This is a genomic window from Pseudomonas sp. SbOxS1, from assembly GCF_013416725.1.
Lineage (GTDB): Bacteria > Pseudomonadota > Gammaproteobacteria > Pseudomonadales > Pseudomonadaceae > Aquipseudomonas.
On sequence record NZ_JAAVXC010000015.1, the window covers coordinates 148,068 to 171,457 of the forward strand.

Here is a 23,390-nt window from a genome sequence, read left to right on the forward strand (position 1 = left end):
TGGATGTGCCATCGCCTTCGCGAGCAGGCTCGCTCCCACAGGGGAGATGCGGTGCATCTTGCATTTGTGTCACCACTGTTCCCGTGAAGCGACGATACAGGCAAGATGAAGGCCTGCAAGTCAGAACACAGGATGCTGATCGTGACCGAAGCTTTTATTGTCGTTCAAACCGCCGAGCAAGCTGTAGATCGGCTTGCGCTCTTGCACAATCGTGCAACCACTGCGCTGAGCCAGGCGCTCAAGCGTTATCTCAAGGATCGTGTCGAGCCGGACGCCGAACAACGGGCGATGTTTCGTTATCCTGAACTGCGCCTGACCTACCACTGCCAGGGCGAAGTCCCGCAGACCACGCGTGCCTACGCCAAGGTCCAGTTGCCGGGCACCTACAGCGTCACCGTCACCCATCCCGCCGCTTTCCGTAAATACCTGCTGGAGCAGCTCGTGCCGTTGATGCACGACTTCACCGTGACCGTAGAGGTCGGTATCAGCCAGCAGAACATTCCTTATCCATACGTGGTCGAGCAGGGCGATGAGTTGGCCGGTTCCGGTGTCACCGCCGCCGTGCTGGCGCGGGTGTTCCCGAGTACCGACCTGTCGGCGGCGACCGACGGCATTGCCGACGGCTTGTACGATTGGGAAAACACCGATCCGCTGCCCTTGGCGCTGTTCGATGCCGCCCGGGTGGATTTTTCCCTGCGCCGGCTGGTGCATTACACCGGCAGCGACTGGCGGCATGTGCAGCCATGGATCCTGCTGACCAACTATCACCGTTACGTCGACCAGTTCATCGTCCACGGCCTGGAGCAACTGCGCAAAGACCCGCGCTTCGTGCGCATGGTGCTGCCGGGTAATGTGATCATCGAAAAGAGCATGGATCACGGCGAAGCCTCGGCAATTGCCGCGGGTGTGGTCTGGCATCGCTACCAGATGCCGGCCTACCACCTGATCGCCACGGATGGTCACGGCGTGACCCTGGTCAATATCGGCGTCGGCCCGTCCAACGCCAAGAACATCACCGACCACCTGGCGGTGCTGCGTCCGCATTGCTGGCTGATGATCGGCCACTGCGGCGGGTTGCGCCAGTCGCAGACCATTGGCGACTACGTGCTGGCCCACGCCTACATGCGCCGTGACGGAATTCTCGACCGGGTGGTGCCGCCGAACATTCCGATTCCGGCCCTGGCCGAAGTGCAGCTTGCGCTTCAGCAGGCGGCTGCCAACATTACCGGCGAGAAGGGCGACGAGCTGAAAAAGCGCCTGCGCACCGGCACCGTACTGACTTACGACGACCGTAACTGGGAGCTGCGCTGGGCCCAGGAGCGGCCGCTGATCAACCTGTCCCGTGCCGTGGCGGTGGACATGGAAAGCGGCACGATCGCGGCCCAGGGTTACCGCTTGCGGGTGCCTTACGGCACGCTGCTCTGCGTGTCGGACAAGCCTCTGCACAGCGAGATCAAGTTGCCAGGTTCGGCCAACGCCTTCTATGAGCGCGCGGTCAGCCAGCACTTGAAAATCGGTATCGAAGCCGTGGATCTGTTGCGCACCGAGCTCAACTCGTTGCACTCGCGCAAACTGCGCAGCTTCGACGAGCCGCCGTTCCGCTGATTTGGCGATGGTCATTTAACGGTCGGGCTACTAGCATTAGCAGCCCTGACCGTTAGATGTTCCTTCACCATGTCCCGTCCACAACGTCCTGTTTCCCGCCGCCCTGGCGCAAAGCCATCCCCTGCAGCCCCGCGCCGTGTCGCCAAGGCGCCACCCGCCGAGCCCAAGCTGATCCTGTTCAACAAACCCTTTGATGTGCTGACGCAATTCAGCGACGCAGAAGGGCGCGCGACCCTCAAGGACTACATCGATGTGCCGGGGATCTACCCCGCAGGACGGCTGGACCGCGACAGCGAAGGTCTGCTGCTGCTGACCAACGACGGCCAGCTCCAGGCGCGCATCGCCGACCCGAAACACAAACTGGCCAAGACCTACTGGGTGCAGGTCGAAGGCGAGCCGAGCGCCGAACAGTTGCAGCGTTTGCGTGACGGTGTCGAATTGAACGATGGCATGACCCTGCCTGCCGAGGCGCGGCAACTGGGGGAGCCTGAATTATGGCCGCGCAATCCGCCGGTGCGTTTTCGCAAGAGCGTGCCGACCAGTTGGCTGGAACTGGTGATTCGCGAAGGCCGCAATCGGCAGGTGCGGCGCATGACGGCGGCGGTCGGGCTGCCGACGTTGCGGCTGGTGCGGGTCAGGATCGGCGACTGGACGATCGAAGGGCTCGACCAGGGCCAGTGGAAGGAAGTGCCGGCGCGCTTATAAAGTGCCGGATTCGATCAAGCCGATGACTACGCTCTTGATCACAAATGCAGCGACGCCAAGGCCCAGCACGAAGAACAGGATGAACGAGCCGAAGCGTCCGGCCTTGGACTTCTTCGCCAGATCCCAAACGATGAAACCCATGAAAATGATCAGGATGCTGACCAGGCCGGTCATCATCCACTCTTCGAAAACTGCAGGATCCATTGAACATCTCCGCGCGGGCGAGGCTAAAAGGGCGCGGCGAGTATACGCCAATGGATATTGGCTGCGAGTTGATCTGCGGCAGTGTGTCGCAGCTATTCGTCGCCTGATCAGGCCCCTTCGCTGGCAAGCCAGCTCCTACAGGATTTGTGTTTGACGCGACATTGCAGTTCACGCCAACTCTGTAGGAGCTGGCTTGCCAGCGAAGGCGGTTTCAGCTGCGCAGATGAGTCAACGGCAGTTCAGTGCTGTTCAAGACCTGATTCAACACAAAACTCGACCGCACACTGGTCACCCCTTCAATCCGCGTCAAATGCCCCAGCAGCAGTTTCTGGTAGTGATCCATGTCCGGCACCACGACCTTGAGTTGATAATCGGCATCCATCCCGGTCACCAGGCTGCATTCCAGTACCTGCGGCAACGTGCGGATGGCGGCTTCGAAGTTCTCGAAGCGCTCCGGCGTGTGCCGGTCCATGCCGATCAGCACATAGGCGGTCAGGCTCAGGCCAAGCATCTTGCGGTCGAGCAGGGCGACCTGGCGGGTAATGTAACCGTCGTCTTCCAGTTGCTTGACCCGCCGTGAGCAGGGGGAAGGTGACAGGCCGATGCGTTCGGCCAGCTCCTGATTGGAGATGCGCGCGTCACGCTGCAATTCAGCCAAAATGCTCAGGTCATATCGGTCAAGTTTGCTCATCAAGCGGTCCCTTGTCATAACTATTGCGACAGATTATCTATCCAGGGTTAAAAATTGCGCAAGTGATGTTTATTTGAGCAATATTCGCAATCCTCTGCCGGCGCTCCAGGCCTATTCTTATCACCAGAATCACTGCTCGGACAAACAGTCCAATGCGGCCCGCCGAATCAGGCCCGCCGCGGTCGCCACCCCCACAGGGGATGTGCTGGCCCCCGAGCTGCACACTGTCCAGAAGACGGCGTGAGGTGAGCCGACGTCAAAAGCGTCGAGCACGGACGAAGTTCTCAAGGGGAGGCCGACGGGTCTCCCCTTTTTCTTGCCCGCGATTTGGCCCCCGCCCTCAATAAATAAGTTTCGTGACTGATAACCTGTTGCAGAACCGGCCTGTGCATTTCCAGTCTTACCTACAGGCCCTGACCCGCATAGAGGAAAAGCATGAGATCGCGCATCTGGCGTTTGGCCGGTGTTGGTGTGTTGTGTGTCAGTGTCACCGCGCAATCGCTGGCCGACCAGCCGCAGAACCGTGGCCCCGATGATGGACAACACGGGGACGGCGGCCATCAGGGCAACAATCAGGGCCATGGCGGCAACAACCCGCCGCGCCCGCAGAATGGCCAGCAACCGAATCAGCACAACGGCCAAAATCAAAACCAGAACAACGGCCAATGGCAGAGCCGCCCAGCGCCGGATTACAACAGCCGGGTGCGCTCGCCACCACCAGCGCCGCAACTGCCGGCCAATGATTTGCCCATCCAGCCTCGACCCGACACCGTACAACAGACTCAGCCGCCGCGGCGTGGATACTATCAGGACGAGCCGCGGCGCAACGATCCCGACCCGCGCTGGAATGGCTATATCGGTGCGCCGTCCAATGACAACAACCATTGGCAGGGTCGTCCCAGTGGCCACGGCAATGGCTGGGGGCCCGGCCCGCAGTATCGTCCGGGGCACGTGATCGAGCGCTTCCCGGAACGCGACTACCGTGTGCCCTACGGTGGCCGCGATTACTACTACTCCGGTGGCTACTGGTATCGCCCGCAAGGCCAGCGTTATGTGGTGGTGCAGCCGCCGCGCGGGATTCGCGTCCAGTACCTGCCCGATTACGCCCGTGAAGTCTGGATCGGGGGGGCGTTGCTGTTCCTCGCTGCCGGCTCCTATTACGCCTATCAGGAAAGCACCCAGGATTACATGGTGGTCGAGCCGCCTGGCCAGCCGTTGGCCACCGGCAATGGCTACGACGTGGAGGCTTATCCGGCCAACGGCCAGTCACCGGAACAGGTCAACCAGGACGGCTACGATTGCTATCGCTGGGCGGTCGAGCAGAGTGGTTTTGACCCGCGGGTCGATACCTATCAACCGGATCCGGCGGTGGTACAGACCTACCGTCAGGCCCAGGGCGGTTGCCTGGGCAGTCGCGGTTATCGGGTGACGTTCTGAGCCCTGGCGGCTTTGACGACTTCCTGCGGATCGGCGTGCACCAGCACTTCGGCCCGCGGGTAGGCGGCGTGAATCGCGTCGGCGGCCTGGTCGCTGATGCCGTGGGCGACTGACAGGGTCAATTCCCCCGGCAATTCCAGGTGCAGCTGCACAAACCACTGGTTGCCGGAAATCCGTGTGCGCAAGTCATGGGCGCCCAATACCCCCGGCACACTGCAGGCCAGTTCCAGCATGTGCTGGCTGACATCCGGCGGCAACTCCTCATCCATCAATACCGCAAAGCTTTCCCGGGCGATGGTGACCGCGCTCCAGAAAATGTAGGCGGCAATGCCCAGGCCGAACCAGGGGTCGACCTGGTGCCAGCCAAACCCGGCGAGCACCAGCGCCACCAGGATGCTGCCATTGAGCAGCAGGTCCGAACGGTAATGCAGGGAGTCGGCGCGCACCGCGTTGGAGCCGGTGGCCTTGACCACTCGATGCTGCACCATCAGCAGCACCATGGTCAGGAGCAGCGAGAACACGATAACCCCGATGCTGATCCATGGTGCGCCCACCGGTTCCGGATGCTTGAGCCGCTCCAGTGCCTGGAGCGCGATCAACACCGCACTGCCGCCGATGAACAGCGCCTGGGCCATGCCGGCCAGTGACTCGGCCTTGCCATGCCCGTAGCGATGATCGTCGTCGGCCGGGCGCAAGGCGTAATGCACCGCCAGCAGGTTGAGCAGCGAGGTCACGCCGTCAAGGGCCGAGTCGGTCAACCCGGCGAGCATGCTCACCGAACCGCTCAGCCACCAGGCGATGGCTTTGGCGACGATCAGCGTGCAAGCCACCGCCACCGAGGCACGGGTCGCCAGCCGCAGCAGGCGGGCGTGTTCGGAGCTGGATATCATGGGTGCGGATGTTCCTTGTCGTGCCCCGATTACGCGGCCGGTTGCAGGCCGAACATGGCCAGTTGCTGGGCGCTGCCCTTGTGCTGGATCAGGCGTGGATCGTCCAGCGGCAAGCTGCGGCCCGTTTCACGCTCCAGGATAGTCTGCAGCTTGAGGTTATCGACCTTGCCGTCGGCACCGATCGCTTCCTTGAGTTTTTCCGGCGCCACCTGTGCGGTTTCACCCGGTGCGAAGTAAATCGCGCCGGTGGCGAAGTCCACGCCAAATGCGATCAGGCCGGGGATGACGTAGAACAGCAGGCCCACGGCATCGAGCACGGCAATGGCCGGGTCGATCTTGCCGTCGATCTGGCCACGGCGATCGGGGTAGAAGATCGAACCGCACGCGGTGAGCTGGGTCAGCAGGGTCGCGACCAATACACCGCCAATCAGGCGAAAGGGAACACGCATATGAAATCTCCTTGGTCATTTCAAAACGAAGCGTAGTCGGTATGAATTAAGACCCTGACGAACGCCCCGCAGTTCGCCGTTATACTCGGCCCTCTGTTTGGGAGCCAGCATGATTTCTTTGCCGATTGATGAAGTTTTACCCGCCCTGCGTGAAGCCCTGGCGACACGCCACGAAGCCGTGCTCGAAGCACCGCCCGGTGCCGGTAAGACCACCCGTGTGCCCTTGGCCTTGCTTGACGAGCCGTGGCTGGCCGGGCAGACCATCCTGATGCTCGAACCGCGCCGCCTGGCCGCGCGCGCGGCAGCGGAGCGCCTGGCCAGTGAGCTGGGCGAGAAGGTCGGTGAAACCGTGGGTTATCGCATTCGGCTCGACAGCAAGGTCGGCCCCAACACCCGTATCGAAGTGGTCACCGAGGGCATCCTTACCCGGCGTTTGCAGGATGATCCGGCGCTTGAGGGCGTGGGCCTGTTGATCTTCGACGAATTCCACGAACGCAGCCTCGACGCCGACCTGGCGCTGGCCTTGAGCCTCAATGGCCGGGAACTGTTCCGTGACGATCAGCCGCTGAAGATCCTGTTGATGTCGGCCACCCTGGAAGGCGAACGCCTGGCCGGGTTGCTCGACGATGCGCCGATCCTGCGCAGCGAGGGCCGTATGTACCCGGTGGCGATGCGCTGGGGCCGGCCATTCCAGGCAGGCGAATTCATCGAGCCGCGATTGGTGCAGACCGTTCTCGACGCCTTGAACGATGAGTCCGGCAGCGTGCTGGTGTTCCTGCCGGGGCAGGCCGAGATCCGACGCGCGCATCAACAACTGGCCGATGCGCTGGGCGATAACACGCAAATCCTGCTCTGCCCGTTGCACGGTGAGCTGGACCTAGCCGCGCAACGGGCGGCGATCGATCCGGCGCCGCCGGGTAAACGCAAAGTGGTGCTGGCCACCAACATCGCGGAGACCAGCCTGACCATCAACGGCGTGCGCGTGGTGATCGACGCCGGGTTGGCGCGGGTGCCGCGTTTCGATCCCGGCAGCGGCATGACCCGCCTCGACACCCAGCGTATTTCCAAGGCCAGTGCTACCCAGCGTGCGGGCCGGGCAGGGCGACTGGAACCGGGTGTGTGCTACCGCTTGTGGTCACAGGATCAGCACGAACAATTGGCGGCTTACGGCAGTGCGGAAATTCTTTCGGCGGATCTCGCCGGGTTGGCGCTGCAGCTGGGTCGTTGGGGCGTGACACCGGGCCAACTGGTTTGGCTGGATGTACCACCGGCAGCCGCTTATGCACAGGCTCAGGATTTGCTGGTTCGCCTTGGCGCGCTGGAGGGCGAAGCGCTGACCCGTCACGGTCAGGCCATGGCCGAACTGCCGGCGCATCCCCGTATCGCGCACCTGTTATTACGTGGACAGGCGCTCGGCCTGGCCGACATGGCGTGCGATGTCGCGGCCTTGCTCGGGGAGCGCGATATCCTGCGTGGCGCCGGCGCCGATTTGCACAGCCGATTGGCGCTGTTGTCCGGCGAAGCGCGCGGCGCTCGTGGTGCCCAGGGCGGCGTACAACGAGCCCGGCAGCTGGCGCGGCAATATCGAGGTTACCTGCGTGCCAAGGCCTCGGAGCCGGTCGGCGATCCCGATCATCCACGCTGGCTCGGTGCGTTGCTGGCCTTGGCTTATCCCGACCGCGTTGCGCAACAACGCCGTGCCGGCGGCGCCGAGTATCGCCTGGCCAACGGTCGCGCCGCGCTGTTTGCCGAAGCCGACAGCCTGATGAAGCAGCCGTGGCTGGTGATTGCCGATCTCGGCAGTCGACAGGGCCAGCGTGAAGAGCGGATTTACCTGGCGGCGGATTTCGATCCGGCGTTGTTCGACTCGGTCCTGGCCGAACAGGTGCGGTGCGTCGATCAACTGGATTGGGATGAGCGCGAAGGTGTGCTGCGGGCCGAGCGCCAACGCAAGGTGGGCGAGCTCGTCCTCAGCCGCGAACCGTTGACCGGTCTCGATGAAAGCGCCCGCAGCCAGGCGTTGGTCAACCTGGTGCGGCGCAAAGGCCTGGAGCTGTTGCCGTGGACCCCGGAGTTGCGCCAGTGGCAGGCCCGGGTGGCGTTATTGCGCCAGCTGGACCTGGGCGCCAAGGGCGAAAGCGAGTGGCCAGATGTCAGCGATGCGGCGCTGCTGAATACCCTTGAGCATTGGCTGATGCCGTATCTGGGCAAAGTCTCGCGACTCAGTCATTTCGCCAATCTTGACCTCTCGAGCATCGTTCACAACCTGTTGCCATGGCCGCTGCCGCAACGCCTGGACGAGTTGGCGCCGCACCACTTGAGCGTGCCATCGGGCTCATCGATTCGTCTGGATTACAGTGAGCAGCCGCCGATTCTGGCCGTGCGCTTGCAGGAGCTGTTCGGCCTGGCCGAAACCCCACGCATCGCCGGTGGCCGGCAAGTGGTGAAACTGCATTTGCTGTCCCCGGCGCGGCGGCCCGTGCAGGTGACCCAGGACTTGGCGAACTTCTGGCGCAGCACCTACGCCGAGGTGAAAAAAGACTTGAAGGGACGCTACCCGAAACATTACTGGCCGGACGACCCGCTGGTGGCCGAAGCCACGGCGCGGATCAAACCGCGCAAGCAATGACGCCGGACTCTACGGCGCGGCAGGCAGCAGAAACCGCGCAATCACCGGCAGGTGATCGGAGATGCGCAGGGTATCGTCTTGCCGTACCGTCGCCTCGACCCGCTTGATCCGCGGGCTGTAGAACAGATAGTCGACGGTCCGGTCCGGGCCGTTCAAGCCGGCATCGTTCGGGTAATGGGTCAGCCAGCGCGCGCGGTCGATGCCGCTGGATTCGTTGTTGGTGGGGATCATCGGGTACTTGTCCCACAACAGATGCAGGGCGCTGTCGGCGGAGTAGGGGGTGCGCTGTTCGCTGGGCAGGCGCTGGTATTGACCCAGCGGCAGCAGGTTGAAGTCGCCACCGATCAGCCAGGGCGTACCGCGGCTTTCGAACTTGTCGAGGGTCTTGGCCACGGCCGCGACTTGTGCCTGCAACGTCTCGTCAGGTTGGGTCGCTCGGTCCAGATGGGTGTTGAGGACCGCGAGCTGGCCACCGTCGCTCAATGGCAGGTAGGTGACCAGCAGCGCGTTTTTCGGTTGGAACTGGCGACTGATCGGGTTGGCCGATGCGATTGGCAATTGCAGACGTTCGGCGTGCTCGATCTGATAGCGACTCAGGGTCGCCAGTTGCCGGCCGACGCTGCCGAATATGTGCGGGTTGGGCACGAAGTCGGCCTTCCAGTCGAAGGCATGGGCGCTGCACGGATACAGGTCGGTGAGCCGTTCCTGCAGCAGTTTGAGCTGGTTCTGGTAGTCGCTGGCCTTGGCGCCGTCATCGAGCTCCTGCAGCAGCACGACGTCCGGTTGCTCGTCGCGAATCACTCGCGCCACTTCGTCGAGGCTGAAGGCCATGTCTTCCGGCGTGGGGGAATCGTCGGCGCCGGCGGCCAGGTCATTCCAGAACACGTAGCGCTTGCCCGCCAGGTACTGGACGTTCCAGGTCATGACCTTCAGTGCCTGGCCGGGTGCCAGGACTGGCGCCTGGGTATTGCACGCGACAGGCGCTGTTTCCCTGGCCTCGGGGCGCCAGGTCAGGCTGTAGGTCATCACAGAGATCAAGCCGATGACGATCAACAATCCCAGCAAGGTGTAGCGCAGCAGTCGGGTCATGGCTCGGCTTATCGCGTTACGGAAATTGTCTCCGAGCATACCCGACTGACGAGCGGTCGCCCACGGTCAACGTGGGTCGTCGATTTTTTCCGGTACTTCGCTGATCAGCATGAACAGGCGGAACAGCACCACGCTGGTGAACAGTTGCAAGAAGCTGTGGGCACTGTCGATCAACAGCGAGATCGCCGGGTTCTGCGGCTCGGGGTACGCGGCCAGCGTTGCGCCCTTGAGCAACCACAAGGGGCCCATCACACACAGGATGCACACCAGGATGCGCATGAAGTGGCCACGGGTCAGGCGCAGGCTTTCCTTCATGGCCTGCAACGGCGCCAGGCCCCGCAGTACCAGCAAATATTCGCCGAAAGCCAGGGTCACCATCAGCCAGATGCCCGGCAGGAAGTACAGCGACAAGCCCAGCAGGATCAGCAGTGTGTTAAGGGCGGTCAGCAAGGCGAAACGCGGCCACAGATAGGCGGACCTCGACAGCAGCTCGCGGTTACTGGGCGATTCGCCACGGCTACGGGCGTCGAGGAACAGGATCAGGGCGGCGGTGTACAGCGGATAGACCAGCAGGCCGACGATCACACTGATACCGGGGAAACTGTCCGGCTCGGTGGAGTGGTCGACCACTTGTTGCAACAGGGCCTCGATGATCACCAGTGGCAGGCACAGCTGCACGATCTGGCCCAGATTGCGTTTGAAGAAATACAAGGAGTCGCGCAGTACATCGAACGGATTCATCAGTAGATATCGCAGGTTGAAAGCAGTGGCCCACTTTAACCGATGATGCGCGCAAGGGCGCAAACGTAAACGTTCGGTAAAGCTCATTGAAACAACTTGTTTCAGCCTCCATTAAGGTCGGGCACCTTATCCTTTATGGGTAAAGGCAACGATTTTCCAGGCAATCTACGAGGTCGCCATGAACAGCGAAGAACAAACCCTGATCGATGGACTGTTTTCCCGGCTGCAACAGGCCGAGACGGATTCAGCCCCGCGCGACGCCCAGGCCGAGGCGCGGATCAAGGAACACCTGGCACGCCAACCGGCGGCGGGTTATTTCATGACCCAGGCGATTCTGGTGCAGGAGGCGGCGATCAAGAGCCTCGACGGGCAGAACCAGCAGCTGACGGCGCAAATCCAGAAACTGCAGGCCGAATTGCAGCAGGCCAAGGCGCAAACGCCAGCCCCGGTGCCGAGCAGCGGTGGCTTTTTGTCGAGTATCTTTGGTGGTAACAGTCGTGATCCGCAGCCTGCGCCCACGCAAAGTGCGCCGGTGTCTGGCGGTGGCGGCTGGCGCGAGCCGGCGCGGCCGTCGTTCAACACGCAGCCGCCACAGCAGAACTTCGGTGCAGCGCCACAGCAAGGCTATGCGCCCCAGCAACAGGCTCCGGTGGCAGGCAGCGGCTTTCTCGGTGGCGCGCTGAAAACCGCGGCCGGTGTGGCAGGTGGCGTGATGCTGGCACAAGGCATCAGCAGTCTGTTCCACCACAACCAGGCTCCCCAGGAAGTCGTCGAAGTCATCAAGGAAGAACCGGCCCAGGTCAACGACCAGGGCAACAATGGCTGGGGCGATGACCAGCGCATGGCCGGCAACGATAACTATGCCGACAACCAGGGCGGTTTTGCCGACGCCGACTACAGCGATGACAGCTCATCGTTCTTCGGCGGCGACGACGACTCGTTCATCTGACACACCATTCGTCCGGGGCGCTGCGGCGCTTCGGGCCGATTATTCGCGAAACTCTGCTTTTGGCTGGCATACTGGGCGACTTTTCGGGCCTGGTGCCTGACCCTGCCTGCGCTTTATCGAGGTGTCCGGTGAAAAAAATCGCAGTGTTCGCCGATGTCCAGAACCTCTATTACACCGTGCGCCAGGCTTATGGTTGCCACTTCAACTATGCCGCGTTGTGGGCTGATATCAGCAAGCAAGGCGAGATCGTCGAGGCCTATGCCTACGCGATCGATCGTGGCGACAGCAAACAGCAGCAGTTCCAGCAGATCCTGCGCAACCTCGGTTTCACCGTGAAGCTCAAGCCCTACATCCAGCGCAGCGACGGCTCGGCCAAGGGCGACTGGGACGTGGGCATTACCCTCGACATCATGGACGCCGCCGACCATGTCGATGAAGTGGTGCTGGCCTCTGGCGACGGTGATTTCGACATGCTGCTGGAGCGCATCATCAGCAAGCACGGCGTGCAAGCGGTGGCCTACGGGGTACCGGGCCTGACGGCCAACTCGCTGATCCGCGCCGCCAGCCGCTACGTGCCGATCGAAGGCGCGTTGCTGCTCAAAAATTGATTTTTTCGGAGTTCAAACAGGTTTGGAACGCATAGCAGTCATCGACTTTGAAACCACCGGGATCTCTCCGAGCAGCAGTTGCCGGGCCACGGAAATTGCCGTGGTGATCCTTGAGCAAGGGCGCATCGTCGAGCGTTACCAGAGCCTGATGAACGCCGGTGTGCGCGTCCCGGGCTTCATCGAACAGCTGACCGGAATCAGCAATGCGATGCTGCGCACCGCCCCTTCGGCCGAGCAGGTGATGAACGAGGTCAACGAGTTCGTCGGCACCACGCCCTTGCTGGCCCACAACGCCGCGTTCGACCAGAAGTTCTGGGATTTCGAACTGGGGCGGATCAAACGCACGCGCCTGCAGAACTTTGCCTGTTCACTGTTGCTGGCCCGGCGCCTGATGCCCGCGGCACCGAACCACAAGCTCGGCACCCTCACCACCTTCGCCAACCTGCCCCACACCGGCAAGGCTCACCGGGCCATGGCCGACGCCGAAATGGCGGCCAACCTGACGGTGCACCTGGCCGAAGAACTGCGGCACAAGCATGGCTTGAGCGAGCTGTCCCATGATCTGTTGTGCAAATTGCAGAAAGTGCCGGCGGCGAAAGTGGGCGAACACCTCAAGCGCTATCGCTGATCCCGAAAACACCGCAAATCCCCTGTAGGAGCCGGCTTGCCGGCGAAAGCGGCGTAAAAACCAACATAGATGTTGAATGTAAGTCCCTCTTCGCTGGCAAGCCAGCTCCTACATGGGATTTATTTGCCGTTCCCCTCGATGTGCCCCAACGGCACCCGCTTCTCTATCGCACTCGACAACACAATCGATGTCTTGCTGAAGCCAAACGTGGCAATCCGGTTGATCAAATCTTCCAGCTCCGGCATCGAACCCACCGCCGCTTGCATGATCACGCACGGGTCACCGGTCACGCGGTGGCATTCGGTCAGTTGCGGGATCTTGATCAGGTCGTCGTAGGCTTTCTGGTTGCCGTGCTGGTTCAAGCGCAGTTCGATCACACACTGGATCGGCAAGCCGAGCTTGGCCATGTCGACTTTCGCCTGGTAACCGGTAATCACGCCGCTGGATTCGAGTTTGGCCACGCGTTCGGCCACGGCCGGGGCGGAGAGGTTGACCTTGCGCGCGAGGTCCGCGTAGGACGCGCGACCGTTTTCCAGCAGGGCGCTGAGCAGCATGCGGTCGTACTTATCCATCGAGGCAACTCCTGAAAGTGACGGACTTTCGAAAACACGGTTTATAGCGCTGAACTCCGTGTTTTGAAAAGTGTACCGGCGGTTTAAACAGGTTTTGTAACTTATTTTATCGCGTCAGCCTTTCTAGAATAGCCGTTCACCTGTTCTGCCTGTGAGCTGCCCATCATGTCCGGCCTACGTCGCTTTCCCCTACCGTTAATCGCTGCCTTTTTCGCGCTGTACGTGATTTGGGGCTCGACCTACCTGGTGATCCGCATCGGTGTGGAGTACTGGCCGCCCTTGCTGCTGGCGGGTATTCGCTTCGTCATCGCCGGGACCTTGATGTACGCCTTCCTGCGCTGGCGCGGGGCGCCGGCCCCGACCTGGGCGCAATGGAAAGCCGCCGGGATCATCGGTGTGTTGCTGCTGGCGTGCGGCAACGGCGCGGTCAGCGTGGCCGAGCACACTGGCGTGGCCTCCGGCGTGGCCGCGCTGGCAGTGGCGACGGTGCCGCTGTTTACCTTGCTCTGTGGCTATTTCTGGGGCGCGCGTAATACCCGTCTTGAATGGGCGGGCGTTGCGCTCGGGATGATTGGCATCGTCATGCTCAACCTCGGCTCCAACCTGCAATCGAGCCCGCTGGGTGCGGCGTTGCTGATCTTCGCCGCGGCCACCTGGGCATTCGGCTCGGTGTGGAGCAAACACTTGCCGTTGCCTCAAGGCGCAATGGCCAGCGCCGTGGAAATGCTGGTCGGCGGCGTGGTGTTGCTGATCGCCAGTGCGCTGAGCGGAGAGCACCTGGAAAAGGTCCCACCCATCGAGGGCTGGGCGGCGCTGGCGTACTTGACCGTGTTCGGTTCGATCATTGCCTTCAACGCCTACATGTATCTGCTCAAGCATGTGCGTCCGGCGGCGGCCACCAGCTATGCCTACGTCAACCCGGCGGTGGCCGTGTTGCTGGGGATCGTGTTTGTTGGCGAAACCATTGGCATCGAGGAAGCGCTGGCGATGCTGGTGATCATCAGTGCCGTGGTGCTGATTGGCCTGCCGCAATGGCGCCGTTCACCGCAGCGGCCAGTGGTGAAGGTCGAGCCGACAGTGGTGCCGACAGAATCCCGTGTGAATTAGGGTAAACTGCGCGCCATTGCATACTTGTTTCGCACAATCGCGCTGATTTTTCCTACGGTACTCCCATGACTTTCGCCACCCTTGGCCTGATCGAACCCTTGCTGCGCTCCCTTGAGACGCTCGGCTACCAGACTCCGACGCCGGTTCAGGCACAAGCCATTCCAGCGGTGCTGGCCGGTCGCGACCTGATGGCCGCGGCCCAGACCGGCACCGGCAAGACCGCCGGTTTCGCCTTGCCGCTCCTGCAACTGCTGGCCATGGAAGGGCCGAAAGTCGCCGCCAACTCGGTGCGTGCGCTGATTCTGGTGCCGACCCGAGAGCTGGCCGAGCAGGTTCACGAAGCGGTGCGCCAATATGCCGAGAACCTGCCGCTGCGTACCTACGCGGTGTACGGCGGTGTCAGCATCAACCCGCAAATGATGAAGCTGCGCAGCGGTGTCGACCTGTTGGTGGCGACCCCGGGCCGTTTGCTCGACCTGTTCCGCCAGAACGCACTGAAGTTCAATCAGCTGCAAACCCTGGTGCTGGACGAAGCCGATCGCATGCTCGACCTGGGTTTCTCCGAGGAGCTGGCGAACATCTATAAGGCGCTGCCGAAGAAACGTCAGACGCTGCTGTTCTCCGCGACCTTCTCCGACGACATCCGCTTGCTGGCCGGGCAAATGCTCAATGACCCGCTGAGCATCGAAGTCAGCCCGCGCAACGTCGCCGCCAATACGGTCAAGCAGTGGATCGTGACGGTGGACAAGAAGCGCAAGCCGGAGCTGTTCGTGCACTTGATGCGCAAGGGCAAGTGGAAGCAGGTGTTGGTGTTCGCCAAGACCCGCAACGGCGTGGACGCGCTGGTGGAAAAACTCCAGGGCCTGGGCATCAACGCCGATGGCATCCATGGCGACAAGCCCCAGGCGACCCGTCAGCGCGCGCTGGATCGTTTCAAGCTCAGTGAAGTGCAGATCCTGGTCGCCACCGACGTCGCGGCCCGGGGCCTGGATATCGAAGACCTGCCATTGGTGGTCAATTTCGATTTGCCGATCGTGGCCGAGGATTACATCCATCGCATCGGTCGTACCGGGCGTGCCGGTTCCACCGGCGAGGCGATTTCCCTGGTGTGTGCCGATGAAGTGAATCTGCTGTCGGCCATCGAGATGTTGACCCGCCAGACGCTCAAGCGTCAGAACGAGCCGGACTTCGAGCCAGAGCATCGCGTTCCGGACACCGATGCCAGTGGCCAGGTGATCAAGAAGCCGAAGAAACCGAAGAAGCCCAAAGCGTCGGGTGGTGGTGGCGGTAAACGCAATCTCGGCAAGTGGGTCGATAGCGGGGAAGCTGCGCCAGCGGAGCCTTCGATCAAGCCTGTGCGCAAGGTGCCTGTGTTCAACACTGGGCCGCGTAAGCGCAAACCTTGATTAGCAGCGGCGTCCGTTAGGCCCTCATCGCCAGCAGGCTGGCTCCCACAGGTTTTTGTGAACGACACAAATCCCCTGTGGGAGCCAGCCTGCTGGCGATGAGGGCGGCGCGGTCTTCAGCTCATACGCTGCAGCCACTCCACCATCCCAAGTCCCGCCGCACGCCCACTGGCGAAACACGCCGTCAACAGATAGCCACCGGTTGGCGCTTCCCAGTCGAGCATTTCCCCCGCGCAGAAAACCCCAGGCATTTGCTTGAGCATCAATCGCTCATCCAGTGCTTCGAACAACACACCACCGGCACTGCTGATGGCTTCGTCCAGCGGGCGGGTTTTCACCAGTATCATGGGTAGCGCCTTGATCGCTTTGGCCAGCAATGCCATGTCGGTAAAGGTTTCGGCAGATGTCAGCTCTCGCAATAACGCCGCTTTCACGCCATCAATACCCAACTGACTGTGCAAATGTTTAGCCATCGAGCGTGAGCCGCGCGGTTTGCTCAATGCCGCCTGGATTTTATCCACAGGTCGGCCGGGCAGCAGGTCCAGATGAATGGTCGCCGAGCCGTGCCGGTTGATCGCTTCACGGATCGGTGCGGACAAGGCGTAGATCAGGCTCCCTTCAATCCCGGTCGCGGTGATCACGCATTCACCCAGCCTTGGCACGTCATCATCGAGGCCGATGGCAATGTTTTTCAGCGGTGCGCCGGCGAATTTGCTGACCATCAAATCGCTCCAGGCCTGCACCTCGAAGCCGCAATTACTCGGCTGCAGCGGCGCGAGTCCTACCGACTTTTGCTCCAGCGGCAGCATCCACGCGCCGTCCGAACCCAGGCGCGCCCAACTGCCGCCACCGAGGGCGAGGAGGGTGGCATTGGCTTGAACGGTTTTTTCGCCGTCGGGGCTGTCGATGCGCAAACCGCCGTGATCATCCCAGCCGAGCCAGCGGTGGCGGGTGTGGATAACTACGCCGCTGTCGCGCAGGCGTTTGAGCCAGGCACGCAGCAGGGGCGCGGCTTTCATGTCGGTGGGAAAGACCCGGCCGGAACTGCCGACAAAGGTGTCGATGCCCAGTTCATGAATCCACTGGCACAGCGCATCGGCACCGAAGGCGCGCAGCAGCGGTGCAATCTGTGGTGCGCGTTCGGCATAGCGCGAGAGGAACGCCGGGTAGGCTTCGGAGTGGGTGATGTTCATGCCGCCGACGCCCGCCAGGAGGAATTTTCGCCCCACTGAAGGCATGCCATCGTACAGGTCGACCTTGATCCCGGCCTGACTCAACACTTCAGCCGCCATCAGACCGGCGGGGCCGCCGCCGATGATGGCGACATTATGGGAACGGGCTGACGAGGATTGAGTCATGGAATGCGCTGCGGTCTGACGGGATAAGCCGGGCATTCTAGCAGCCCCGTCCTCTGTAGGAGCGAGCCTGCTCGCGATTGCGGCGCTACATTCAACATCTGTGGCCCTGACAGACCGCTATCGCGAGCAGGCTCACTCCTACAGGGTTTACAGGTGAATCTAGTGGCTGGTTAAAAAACAACCACCACTCTGCAGCCCACATCCGACATGGCCTGCAGTCCCTTTCCCGCAGGTTATCCACAGGCGGCTCCACAGGCATTGTGGGTAAAGCATCCACAACTCAGTGACAGCCTGATGACTGCCAGACCCGCTGGGCACTGTGATGGAGGATGCCATGACGGCGGGCGAGGGCATGACGGTCCTTGCTGTAGCCGCCGCCGATCACGCCGACCACCGGAATATCGCGGCCCAGGCAATGGCGCATCACGCTTTCATCGCGGGCGGCGACACCGTTGTCGGTCAGCTTCAGGTAACCCAACGCGTCGTCTTTATGCACGTCGACCCCCGCGTCGTACAGCACCAGGTCTGGCTGATAGAGGGGCAAGAGGTAGTTGAGCGCATCGTCCACCACCTTCAGGTAATCGGCATCGCCCATGCCGTTGGGAAGCGGGATGTCCCAGTCACTTTCGGCTTTGCGTGCAGGAAAGTTCTTCTCGCAGTGCAGGGAAACGGTCACTGCTTCCGGTGTGTTGTGCAGAATGCGTGCAGTGCCGTCGCCCTGATGCACATCGCAGTCGAAGATCAGCACCCGATTCACCCGGCCACTCTCCAGCAGGAAATGGCTGATCACCGCCAGGTCATTGAAGATGCAGAACCCTGCAGGGTAATCGTAATGCGCATGGTGGGTGCCGCCGGCCAAGTGGCAGGCCAGGCCATGCTTCAGCGCCTGCTCCGCCGCCAGCAGCGAGCCGCCGACCGCACGCACCGTGCGCCGGGCCAGGGCTTCGCTCCAGGGCAGGCCGAGGCGTCGCTGGTCTTCGCGGGACAGATCGCCACTCATGTAGCGCTCGATATACGAAGGGTCATGGGCGAGGGCGAGAATGTCCGCCGGGCACAACTGTGGGCGCAGCAGGTCGGCGTCGCGCGTCAGGCCGCTGTCCACCAGGTGATCGCGCAGCAGGCGAAACTTGTCCATGGGGAAGCGGTGATCCGCCGGGAACTCGGGACTGTAGTCTTCGTGGTAGATCAGCGGCAGCGGCATGATGATTTCGTAGCGGAATGAGTGAAGGATCCTACCAGCGTTGTAGACTGGCGGCATGGAATTGGGGGAGGGGCACGATGGAGCCGATACTCGAACTGGCGAGCGCGCGATTGCTGTTGCGGCAGTGGCGTGATGAGGATTTGCCAGAGTTTGCCGCGATGTGCGCCGATCCACAGGTCATGCGCTATTTTCCCGCACCCTTGAGTCGATTGGAAAGTGCGGCGTTGATTGGCAGGGTTCGCGAGCACTTTGCCGAGCATGGCTTTGGCTTCTGGGCGCTGGAGCGCAAAGACACCGGCCAGTTCATCGGTTTTACCGGTCTGGGCGTGGTCGGTTTCGACACGCCTTTCACCCCGGCCATTGAAATCGGCTGGCGCCTGGCGCGCGAGCACTGGGGCCTGGGCTATGCCAGCGAAGCGGCATGGACCGCTCTGCGTTGCGGGTTTGATCGCCTGGTACTGAATGAAATCGTGTCCTTTACCGCGACCAGCAACCTGCCGTCGCAGAAAGTCATGCAGGCGATCGGCATGCATCACGATCCGGCCGATGACTTCGATCACCCCAGGCTTGCCCTCGATCATCCCCTGCGCCACCACGTGCTGTATCGCATCAGCCGTGAACAATGGCTGCAAACCTTGCATGGATAACCTGGCACGGACGTTTACAATGGCCCCTATATCGGCACGGGCCAGATACTGAATCGACCGACGCAGCCAGGACTGCGCGGCATTGCGTTGTGTGAGGAGAGTCTGAATGAGCCAAGTGTTGGATGATCTGGTCGACCTGCTGAGCCTGGAATCGATCGAAGAAAACCTGTTCCGTGGCCGCAGCCAGGACCTGGGGTTTCGTCAATTGTTCGGTGGCCAGGTGCTCGGTCAGTCGCTGTCGGCGGCCAGTCAGACCGTGGAAGAGGCGCGCCATGTGCACTCGATGCATGGCTATTTCCTGCGCCCGGGCGATGCCAAGTTGCCGGTGGTTTACTCCGTTGACCGCGTGCGCGACGGCGGCAGTTTCAGCACGCGCCGGGTGACGGCGATCCAGAAAGGCCAACCGATCTTCACCTGCAGTGCCTCGTTCCAGTACGACGAACAAGGTTTCCAGCACCAGGGCGAAATGCCACAAGTGGTCGGGCCGGAAAACCTGCCATCGGAACTGGAGCTGACCCAGCAACGCGCTCACCTGATCCCCGAGCACATGCGTGAAAAACTGCTGTGTCCGAAACCGATCGAATTTCGGCCCGTCACCGAGGAAGATCCCTACAACCCGCAAGCCAGCGATCCGGTCAAATATGTCTGGTTTCGCGCCGACGGCGCCTTGGCCGACTCCCCGGCATTGCACAAGTATTTGCTGGCCTACGCGTCGGACTTCGGTTTGCTGACCACCTCGATGTTGCCTCACGGCAAATCGGTCTGGCACAAGGACATGCAGGTGGCCAGCCTCGACCACGCGTTGTGGTTCCACGCTGACCTGCGCGCCGATGACTGGTTGCTGTATGCGATGGACAGCCCATGGGCCGGCAATTCCCGCGGGTTCTCCCGTGGCAGCGTGTTCAACCGCGCCGGTCAACTGGTGGCCTCGGTCACCCAGGAAGGCCTGATTCGCCATCGCAAGGATTGGGCATGAGCCTGGCCGACATACGCCACTGGGTGTTCGACATGGACGGCACCCTGACAGTGGCTGTGCATGATTTCGCGGCGATTCGCGTGGCGTTGGCGATCCCGGCGGAAGCCGACATCCTCACGCATCTGGCGGCACTGCCGGTCGAGGAAGCCAGTGCCAAGCACGCCTGGTTGCTCGAGCACGAGCGCGATCTGGCGCTGGGCTCGAAACCGGCACCGGGGGCCGTGGAGCTGGTGCGTGAATTGGCTGGCCGCGGTTATCGCCTGGGCATTCTCACACGCAATGCCCGGGAACTGGCGCATGTCACGCTGGAGGCGATCGGCCTGGCCGACTGCTTTGCGGTAGACGATGTGCTGGGCCGCGATGAGGCACCGCCGAAGCCACACCCTGGGGGATTGCTGAAGCTGGCCGAAGCCTGGAAGGTGTCGGCCAGCGAGATGGTGATGGTCGGTGATTACCGTTTTGACCTGGATTGCGGTCGTGCGGCGGGAGCGCGGACGGTGTTGGTCAATCTGCCGGATAATCCGTGGCCGGAGTTGACCGATTGGCATGCGGCCGATTGTGTCGAATTGCGGCAGATGCTGTCGGCTTGAGGGCCCTGCGCGGGCCCCGCCCTCGCGGCTACTGGAACAACGCCTGCTGCCCCTGCGGCGACGTAAACATCCCATCCCCGTCATGCCCGACCCCGGGCACTTCAATCAGTTGCTGCTGCAACCCTTGCGGTTGCAGCCGCTTCAGGTAAGCGAAGTAGTAGCGACCCCGGGCCAGTCGATTCGGCCCCTGGGCTTTTGCCTCACAGGTTTTATCCAACGCCGGATGGTTCGGGTCGACGTCCTGTTGCCCCAGCAGATAAACGATGTCGCGCTTGAGGTACTTTTCCTGCAGCAGCGCGGCAGTTTGTCCTTCTGCGTAGGCAGGCAAATCGGTCAGCCCGTATTTCCAGCGGTTGAATTGCGGACAACCCGCATGACTGAAGGCCACGGGCCGACGCTCATCGAAGTAGGTGTAGGAAGAGGGATTGGCGATCACGTAGCGCAACTGCACGCCGGCGGCTTCCAGGGCCGGTTTGTCGTGGCCCAGCAAGGCGTAGCGCTGAACTACTTGAGCGCCCCCCGAGTGACCGGCAATGACGATCTGCTTCAAGTCCGGAAACTGCTGGCGATCACTCAGGCGGGCGATGATTTCGTCCAGCGCGTCGTAGGAACTCAGACGGAAGGGGGCGGTGGATTCACCGCCAGCCATCCACTCATTACCCTGCCAGCGCAAGACGGTGTCCGCCACCGGGTGCTGCGCAACGTCGGTTTCATTGAGGAATTGCGGGGCGATCACCAGGGTCGTGGCGCTTTGTCCGGCCAGTTCGACCGCGCTTTTGCCGCTCTGGAGATAGGTTTGCGCGTTGCGCAAGCGACCATGGACGATGATCAATACCCGCTCGATTTTTGCCGGGGCCGGGCTGATGCCCACCGCTATTTCACCGGATTTCAACAGCAGGCGCCCGGGGCTGAGTTCCTTGACTCCGTGCTCGGCCGCTTGGGAGGTTGCACAGGTGAACAGTACGACTAACCACCACTTCTTCATTTACAAATTTTTCGCCGCAAAGGTATCGCACTGGCCAACCTGGCCCTGGGCGAATCCGGTTTTGAACCAGCGCACCCGTTGCGCTGACGTACCATGGGTAAACGAGTCCGGCACCACACGGCCCTGACCTTGTTGCTGCAAGCGGTCGTCGCCAATGGCGTTCGCCGCGTTCAACGCTTCTTCGATATCGCCCGGCTCCAGCCAGTTCAGACGCTTCTGCGCATTGTTGGCCCAGACCCCGGCCAGGCAATCGGCTTGCAGTTCCTGGCGCACCAGCAAACCGCCATCGCCTTCCATCTGCCGGCCTTGCTGGCGAGCGGCCTGGATCTTCGCCGAAACACCGAGCAAGGTTTGTACGTGGTGACCGACTTCGTGAGCGATCACATAGGCCTGGGCGAAGTCGCCCGCGGCCGCAAAGCGCTGGGACATCTCCTGGAAGAAGGCCATGTCCAGATAAACCTTCTGGTCTGCGGGGCAGTAGAAGGGGCCGGTTGCCGATGTCGCCAGTCCGCAGGCCGAATTGACCCGGTTGCTGAACAACACCAGGGTCGGGTCCTTATATTGCCGGTCCGCCTGCTGGAAAATCTGGCGCCAGGTATCCTCGGTATCACCCAGGATCGAGCGGACGAACTCGGCCCCTTCATCGTTGGCCGGTGGTGCCTGGCGTGTCTGGGAGGTGGTGGGTGCCGATTGTTGACCCATCTGCCCGGTCAGTTGTCCGAGGATCTGCAGCGGGTCCTGGCCGGTGATCCAGCCGATGCCTACGATCAGCAGGATCGCCGTCAGGCTCAGGCCCTTGCCGCCACCAAACCGCATCCCGCCGCCACCGCCGCCGACCTCATCGCCACGGGCATCGACCACGTTGTCGCTGCGTCGGCCTTTTTTCCATAGCATGTGGGAATCCTCTGATGTTGCGGGTGAAGAACCGTGCGATGAGTGTTGCTGCTGAGTAGGACCGGCGCCAGTCCGGTCGTCAGACAGCCAGAAGCGGCAGCGGTTCTATCCAGGCGGCGACATCAGGGGATTCATTGATGGGCGGGTATCACAGCGCATCGGCGGCGAAGGTGTCACAGGCCTCAGGTTTGCCTGTGGCGAATCCTGTCTTGAACCAGTGCACGCGCTGGAGGGACGTGCCGTGGCTGAAGGTCTCAGGCCGGATCTGGGCATTGCGCGATGCTTGCAGCTGGTCGTCTCCGAACATTGCCGCGGCATTCAGGGCGGCTTCGATATCCCCCGGCTCCAGCCAGTCCAGGCGCTGTTGCGCATGGTGCGCCCAGACCCCGGCCAGGCAATCGGCCTGCAATTCCGAACGCACTTCCAGCCCGCCATCGCCGCTGACCGGTTGTTGCTCGAGCAAGGCTTTTTCGAAGGGTTCGGAAAGGCCCAGTTCAAGTTGCACGTGATGCCCGATTTCGTGGGCGATGATGTAGGCCCGTGCGAAGTCACCGACCACGGCAAACTGCTGCTCAAGCGTGCGGAAAAACTCGAGGTCGAGATACACCTGCCGATTGCCCGGGCAATAGAACGGGCCAATGCCGGAGCTGGCGAAACCACAGCCCGAGACCACGCCGTTGTTGAACAGCGTCAGGGTCGGGTGTGGATATTGCCGGCCCATTTGCGCGAACAGTGGGTTCCAGGTGTCTTCGGTGTCGCCCAGCACTGACTGGACAAACATCAACTGCAGATCTTCTTCAGGCTCGATCGATGGCTGAGGGAGAGGGCGATCCAGGGTGTACGAGGGTTCGAGCGGAGTAACGTCTGCTGGCGTGTCCAGCGTCGAATAGAGTCCGCCGCCGGCCAGGGCGACGGCGGCCAGCCCAGCGGCCAGTGTTGTCCCTGTAAGTGTGCGGGCATCCTTGCCCTCGCGTATGTCGTTCACGTTTTTGCTGCGTCTTGCCTTGTTCCATAGCATGTTGGCGGTCT

24 protein-coding genes are annotated in these 23,390 nt (G+C 62.0%); 12 read left to right on the forward strand and 12 right to left on the reverse strand.

The window, feature by feature from the left end; translation table 11 throughout:
- Positions 1-105 precede the first annotated feature (105 nt).
- Both amn and HFK74_RS17175 read left to right on the forward strand, forming a co-directional pair.
- Positions 106-1,605, forward strand: coding sequence for an AMP nucleosidase (gene amn / locus HFK74_RS17170; protein WP_180204488.1), 1,500 nt, complete (start codon positions 106-108; stop codon positions 1,603-1,605).
- Positions 1,606-1,674: 69 nt separating this feature from the next.
- Positions 1,675-2,310, forward strand: a complete 636-nt coding sequence (locus HFK74_RS17175; RefSeq protein WP_257230349.1) for a pseudouridine synthase — start codon at positions 1,675-1,677, stop codon at positions 2,308-2,310.
- Here HFK74_RS17175 and HFK74_RS17180 read toward each other — a convergent pair.
- Both HFK74_RS17180 and HFK74_RS17185 read right to left on the reverse strand, forming a co-directional pair.
- Positions 2,305-2,514, reverse strand: a complete 210-nt coding sequence (locus HFK74_RS17180) for a DUF2788 domain-containing protein (protein WP_007937369.1) — start codon at positions 2,512-2,514, stop codon at positions 2,305-2,307. The genes HFK74_RS17175 and HFK74_RS17180 overlap by 6 nt on opposite strands.
- A gap of 211 nt (positions 2,515-2,725) precedes the next feature.
- Positions 2,726-3,205: an Lrp/AsnC family transcriptional regulator gene (locus HFK74_RS17185; protein WP_007894448.1), complete on the reverse strand. Its 480-nt coding sequence runs from the start codon at positions 3,203-3,205 to the stop codon at positions 2,726-2,728.
- Positions 3,206-3,640: 435 nt separating this feature from the next.
- On the opposite strand from HFK74_RS17185, the gene HFK74_RS17190 reads away from it, so the two are divergent.
- Positions 3,641-4,642 (forward strand): DUF6515 family protein, encoded by a 1,002-nt coding sequence (locus HFK74_RS17190; RefSeq protein ID WP_180204489.1) that lies wholly within the window; start codon positions 3,641-3,643, stop codon positions 4,640-4,642.
- Here HFK74_RS17190 and HFK74_RS17195 read toward each other — a convergent pair.
- Both HFK74_RS17195 and HFK74_RS17200 read right to left on the reverse strand, forming a co-directional pair.
- Entirely contained in the window at positions 4,624-5,532 is a 909-nt protein-coding gene (locus HFK74_RS17195) for a cation diffusion facilitator family transporter (RefSeq protein WP_180204490.1), read from the reverse strand. The two genes, HFK74_RS17190 and HFK74_RS17195, sit on opposite strands and share 19 nt — an antisense overlap.
- A gap of 29 nt (positions 5,533-5,561) precedes the next feature.
- Positions 5,562-5,981, reverse strand: a complete 420-nt coding sequence (locus tag HFK74_RS17200; protein ID WP_180204491.1) for a polyribonucleotide nucleotidyltransferase — start codon at positions 5,979-5,981, stop codon at positions 5,562-5,564.
- 109 nt (positions 5,982-6,090) lie between these two features.
- Here HFK74_RS17200 and hrpB point away from each other — a divergent pair, with 109 nt between their 5' ends.
- Positions 6,091-8,610 carry an ATP-dependent helicase HrpB gene (hrpB, locus tag HFK74_RS17205; protein WP_180204492.1) on the forward strand — a complete coding sequence of 840 codons (2,520 nt, stop codon included), beginning with the start codon at positions 6,091-6,093 and terminating at the stop codon, positions 8,608-8,610.
- 9 nt (positions 8,611-8,619) lie between these two features.
- Here the strand turns inward: hrpB and HFK74_RS17210 are convergent, their stop codons facing one another.
- Entirely contained in the window at positions 8,620-9,699 is a 1,080-nt protein-coding gene (locus tag HFK74_RS17210; RefSeq protein WP_180204493.1) for an endonuclease/exonuclease/phosphatase family protein, read from the reverse strand.
- Positions 9,700-9,765: 66 nt separating this feature from the next.
- Positions 9,766-10,440 carry a YciC family protein gene (locus tag HFK74_RS17215; RefSeq protein ID WP_180204494.1) on the reverse strand — a complete coding sequence of 225 codons (675 nt, stop codon included), beginning with the start codon at positions 10,438-10,440 and terminating at the stop codon, positions 9,766-9,768.
- Between the two features lie 178 nt (positions 10,441-10,618).
- Here HFK74_RS17215 and HFK74_RS17220 point away from each other — a divergent pair, with 178 nt between their 5' ends.
- The 3 genes from HFK74_RS17220 (at position 10,619) to HFK74_RS17230 (ending at position 12,625) form a co-directional block, all read left to right on the forward strand.
- Positions 10,619-11,389, forward strand: coding sequence for a DUF2076 domain-containing protein (locus HFK74_RS17220; protein WP_180204495.1), 771 nt, complete (start codon positions 10,619-10,621; stop codon positions 11,387-11,389).
- Positions 11,390-11,517: 128 nt separating this feature from the next.
- Positions 11,518-11,997 (forward strand): NYN domain-containing protein, encoded by a 480-nt coding sequence (locus tag HFK74_RS17225; RefSeq protein WP_007946629.1) that lies wholly within the window; start codon positions 11,518-11,520, stop codon positions 11,995-11,997.
- A gap of 22 nt (positions 11,998-12,019) precedes the next feature.
- On the forward strand, positions 12,020-12,625 hold the full coding sequence (locus tag HFK74_RS17230) for a PolC-type DNA polymerase III (protein ID WP_008066034.1): 606 nt from the start codon (positions 12,020-12,022) through the stop codon (positions 12,623-12,625).
- Positions 12,626-12,744: 119 nt separating this feature from the next.
- Here the strand turns inward: HFK74_RS17230 and HFK74_RS17235 are convergent, their stop codons facing one another.
- A complete protein-coding gene (locus HFK74_RS17235) occupies positions 12,745-13,197 on the reverse strand; it encodes an Lrp/AsnC family transcriptional regulator (protein WP_180204496.1) in 453 nt (150 codons plus the stop codon).
- A 165-nt stretch (positions 13,198-13,362) separates the two neighbouring features.
- Between HFK74_RS17235 and yedA the strand changes: the two genes are divergently transcribed.
- Together yedA and HFK74_RS17245 are read left to right on the forward strand one after the other, a co-directional pair.
- Positions 13,363-14,304: a drug/metabolite exporter YedA gene (gene yedA, locus HFK74_RS17240; protein ID WP_180204497.1), complete on the forward strand. Its 942-nt coding sequence runs from the start codon at positions 13,363-13,365 to the stop codon at positions 14,302-14,304.
- Positions 14,305-14,369: 65 nt separating this feature from the next.
- Positions 14,370-15,710: a DEAD/DEAH box helicase gene (locus HFK74_RS17245; RefSeq protein ID WP_180204498.1), complete on the forward strand. Its 1,341-nt coding sequence runs from the start codon at positions 14,370-14,372 to the stop codon at positions 15,708-15,710.
- A 116-nt stretch (positions 15,711-15,826) separates the two neighbouring features.
- Here the strand turns inward: HFK74_RS17245 and HFK74_RS17250 are convergent, their stop codons facing one another.
- Complete coding sequence (locus tag HFK74_RS17250; RefSeq protein ID WP_180204499.1) at positions 15,827-17,068, reverse strand: TIGR03862 family flavoprotein; 1,242 nt, start codon at positions 17,066-17,068, stop codon at positions 15,827-15,829.
- Between the two features lie 280 nt (positions 17,069-17,348).
- Positions 17,349-18,269: a histone deacetylase gene (locus HFK74_RS17255; RefSeq protein ID WP_180204500.1), complete on the reverse strand. Its 921-nt coding sequence runs from the start codon at positions 18,267-18,269 to the stop codon at positions 17,349-17,351.
- 77 nt (positions 18,270-18,346) lie between these two features.
- Between HFK74_RS17255 and HFK74_RS17260 the strand changes: the two genes are divergently transcribed.
- The 3 genes from HFK74_RS17260 (at position 18,347) to HFK74_RS17270 (ending at position 20,482) form a co-directional block, all read left to right on the forward strand.
- On the forward strand, positions 18,347-18,916 hold the full coding sequence (locus tag HFK74_RS17260; RefSeq protein ID WP_180204501.1) for a GNAT family N-acetyltransferase: 570 nt from the start codon (positions 18,347-18,349) through the stop codon (positions 18,914-18,916).
- Between the two features lie 106 nt (positions 18,917-19,022).
- Complete coding sequence (gene tesB, locus HFK74_RS17265; RefSeq protein ID WP_180204502.1) at positions 19,023-19,892, forward strand: acyl-CoA thioesterase II; 870 nt, start codon at positions 19,023-19,025, stop codon at positions 19,890-19,892.
- Positions 19,889-20,482, forward strand: coding sequence for an HAD family hydrolase (locus HFK74_RS17270; protein ID WP_180204503.1), 594 nt, complete (start codon positions 19,889-19,891; stop codon positions 20,480-20,482). The genes tesB and HFK74_RS17270 overlap by 4 nt, the downstream gene beginning before the upstream one ends.
- A gap of 28 nt (positions 20,483-20,510) precedes the next feature.
- Here the strand turns inward: HFK74_RS17270 and HFK74_RS17275 are convergent, their stop codons facing one another.
- From HFK74_RS17275 to HFK74_RS17285, 3 genes are all read right to left on the reverse strand, one after another.
- Positions 20,511-21,467 carry an alpha/beta hydrolase gene (locus HFK74_RS17275; protein WP_180204504.1) on the reverse strand — a complete coding sequence of 319 codons (957 nt, stop codon included), beginning with the start codon at positions 21,465-21,467 and terminating at the stop codon, positions 20,511-20,513.
- Entirely contained in the window at positions 21,468-22,361 is an 894-nt protein-coding gene (locus HFK74_RS17280) for a neutral zinc metallopeptidase (protein ID WP_180204505.1), read from the reverse strand. It lies immediately after the preceding gene.
- 148 nt (positions 22,362-22,509) lie between these two features.
- Positions 22,510-23,379: a neutral zinc metallopeptidase gene (locus tag HFK74_RS17285; RefSeq protein WP_180204506.1), complete on the reverse strand. Its 870-nt coding sequence runs from the start codon at positions 23,377-23,379 to the stop codon at positions 22,510-22,512.
- Positions 23,380-23,390 lie beyond the last annotated feature (11 nt).

Bases quoted from the DNA above. Each gene is read 5' to 3' on its own strand.
- HFK74_RS17275 (WP_180204504.1), bottom strand. From the start codon at position 21,467: ATGAAGAAGTGGTGGTTAGTCGTACTGTTCACCTGTGCAACCTCCCAA.
- HFK74_RS17245 (WP_180204498.1), top strand. From the start codon at position 14,370: ATGACTTTCGCCACCCTTGGCCTGATCGAACCCTTGCTGCGCTCCCTT.
- HFK74_RS17175 (WP_257230349.1), top strand. From the start codon at position 1,675: ATGTCCCGTCCACAACGTCCTGTTTCCCGCCGCCCTGGCGCAAAGCCA.
- HFK74_RS17190 (WP_180204489.1), top strand. From the start codon at position 3,641: ATGAGATCGCGCATCTGGCGTTTGGCCGGTGTTGGTGTGTTGTGTGTC.
- amn (WP_180204488.1), top strand. From the start codon at position 106: ATGAAGGCCTGCAAGTCAGAACACAGGATGCTGATCGTGACCGAAGCT.
- HFK74_RS17285 (WP_180204506.1), bottom strand. From the start codon at position 23,379: ATGCTATGGAACAAGGCAAGACGCAGCAAAAACGTGAACGACATACGC.
- hrpB (WP_180204492.1), top strand. From the start codon at position 6,091: ATGATTTCTTTGCCGATTGATGAAGTTTTACCCGCCCTGCGTGAAGCC.
- HFK74_RS17255 (WP_180204500.1), bottom strand. From the start codon at position 18,269: ATGCCGCTGCCGCTGATCTACCACGAAGACTACAGTCCCGAGTTCCCG.
- HFK74_RS17280 (WP_180204505.1), bottom strand. From the start codon at position 22,361: ATGCTATGGAAAAAAGGCCGACGCAGCGACAACGTGGTCGATGCCCGT.
- HFK74_RS17235 (WP_180204496.1), bottom strand. From the start codon at position 13,197: ATGGATAAGTACGACCGCATGCTGCTCAGCGCCCTGCTGGAAAACGGT.
- HFK74_RS17180 (WP_007937369.1), bottom strand. From the start codon at position 2,514: ATGGATCCTGCAGTTTTCGAAGAGTGGATGATGACCGGCCTGGTCAGC.
- HFK74_RS17220 (WP_180204495.1), top strand. From the start codon at position 10,619: ATGAACAGCGAAGAACAAACCCTGATCGATGGACTGTTTTCCCGGCTG.
- HFK74_RS17200 (WP_180204491.1), bottom strand. From the start codon at position 5,981: ATGCGTGTTCCCTTTCGCCTGATTGGCGGTGTATTGGTCGCGACCCTG.
- HFK74_RS17185 (WP_007894448.1), bottom strand. From the start codon at position 3,205: ATGAGCAAACTTGACCGATATGACCTGAGCATTTTGGCTGAATTGCAG.
- yedA (WP_180204497.1), top strand. From the start codon at position 13,363: ATGTCCGGCCTACGTCGCTTTCCCCTACCGTTAATCGCTGCCTTTTTC.
- HFK74_RS17260 (WP_180204501.1), top strand. From the start codon at position 18,347: ATGGAGCCGATACTCGAACTGGCGAGCGCGCGATTGCTGTTGCGGCAG.
- HFK74_RS17195 (WP_180204490.1), bottom strand. From the start codon at position 5,532: ATGATATCCAGCTCCGAACACGCCCGCCTGCTGCGGCTGGCGACCCGT.
- HFK74_RS17250 (WP_180204499.1), bottom strand. From the start codon at position 17,068: ATGACTCAATCCTCGTCAGCCCGTTCCCATAATGTCGCCATCATCGGC.
- HFK74_RS17215 (WP_180204494.1), bottom strand. From the start codon at position 10,440: ATGAATCCGTTCGATGTACTGCGCGACTCCTTGTATTTCTTCAAACGC.
- HFK74_RS17210 (WP_180204493.1), bottom strand. From the start codon at position 9,699: ATGACCCGACTGCTGCGCTACACCTTGCTGGGATTGTTGATCGTCATC.
- tesB (WP_180204502.1), top strand. From the start codon at position 19,023: ATGAGCCAAGTGTTGGATGATCTGGTCGACCTGCTGAGCCTGGAATCG.
- HFK74_RS17270 (WP_180204503.1), top strand. From the start codon at position 19,889: ATGAGCCTGGCCGACATACGCCACTGGGTGTTCGACATGGACGGCACC.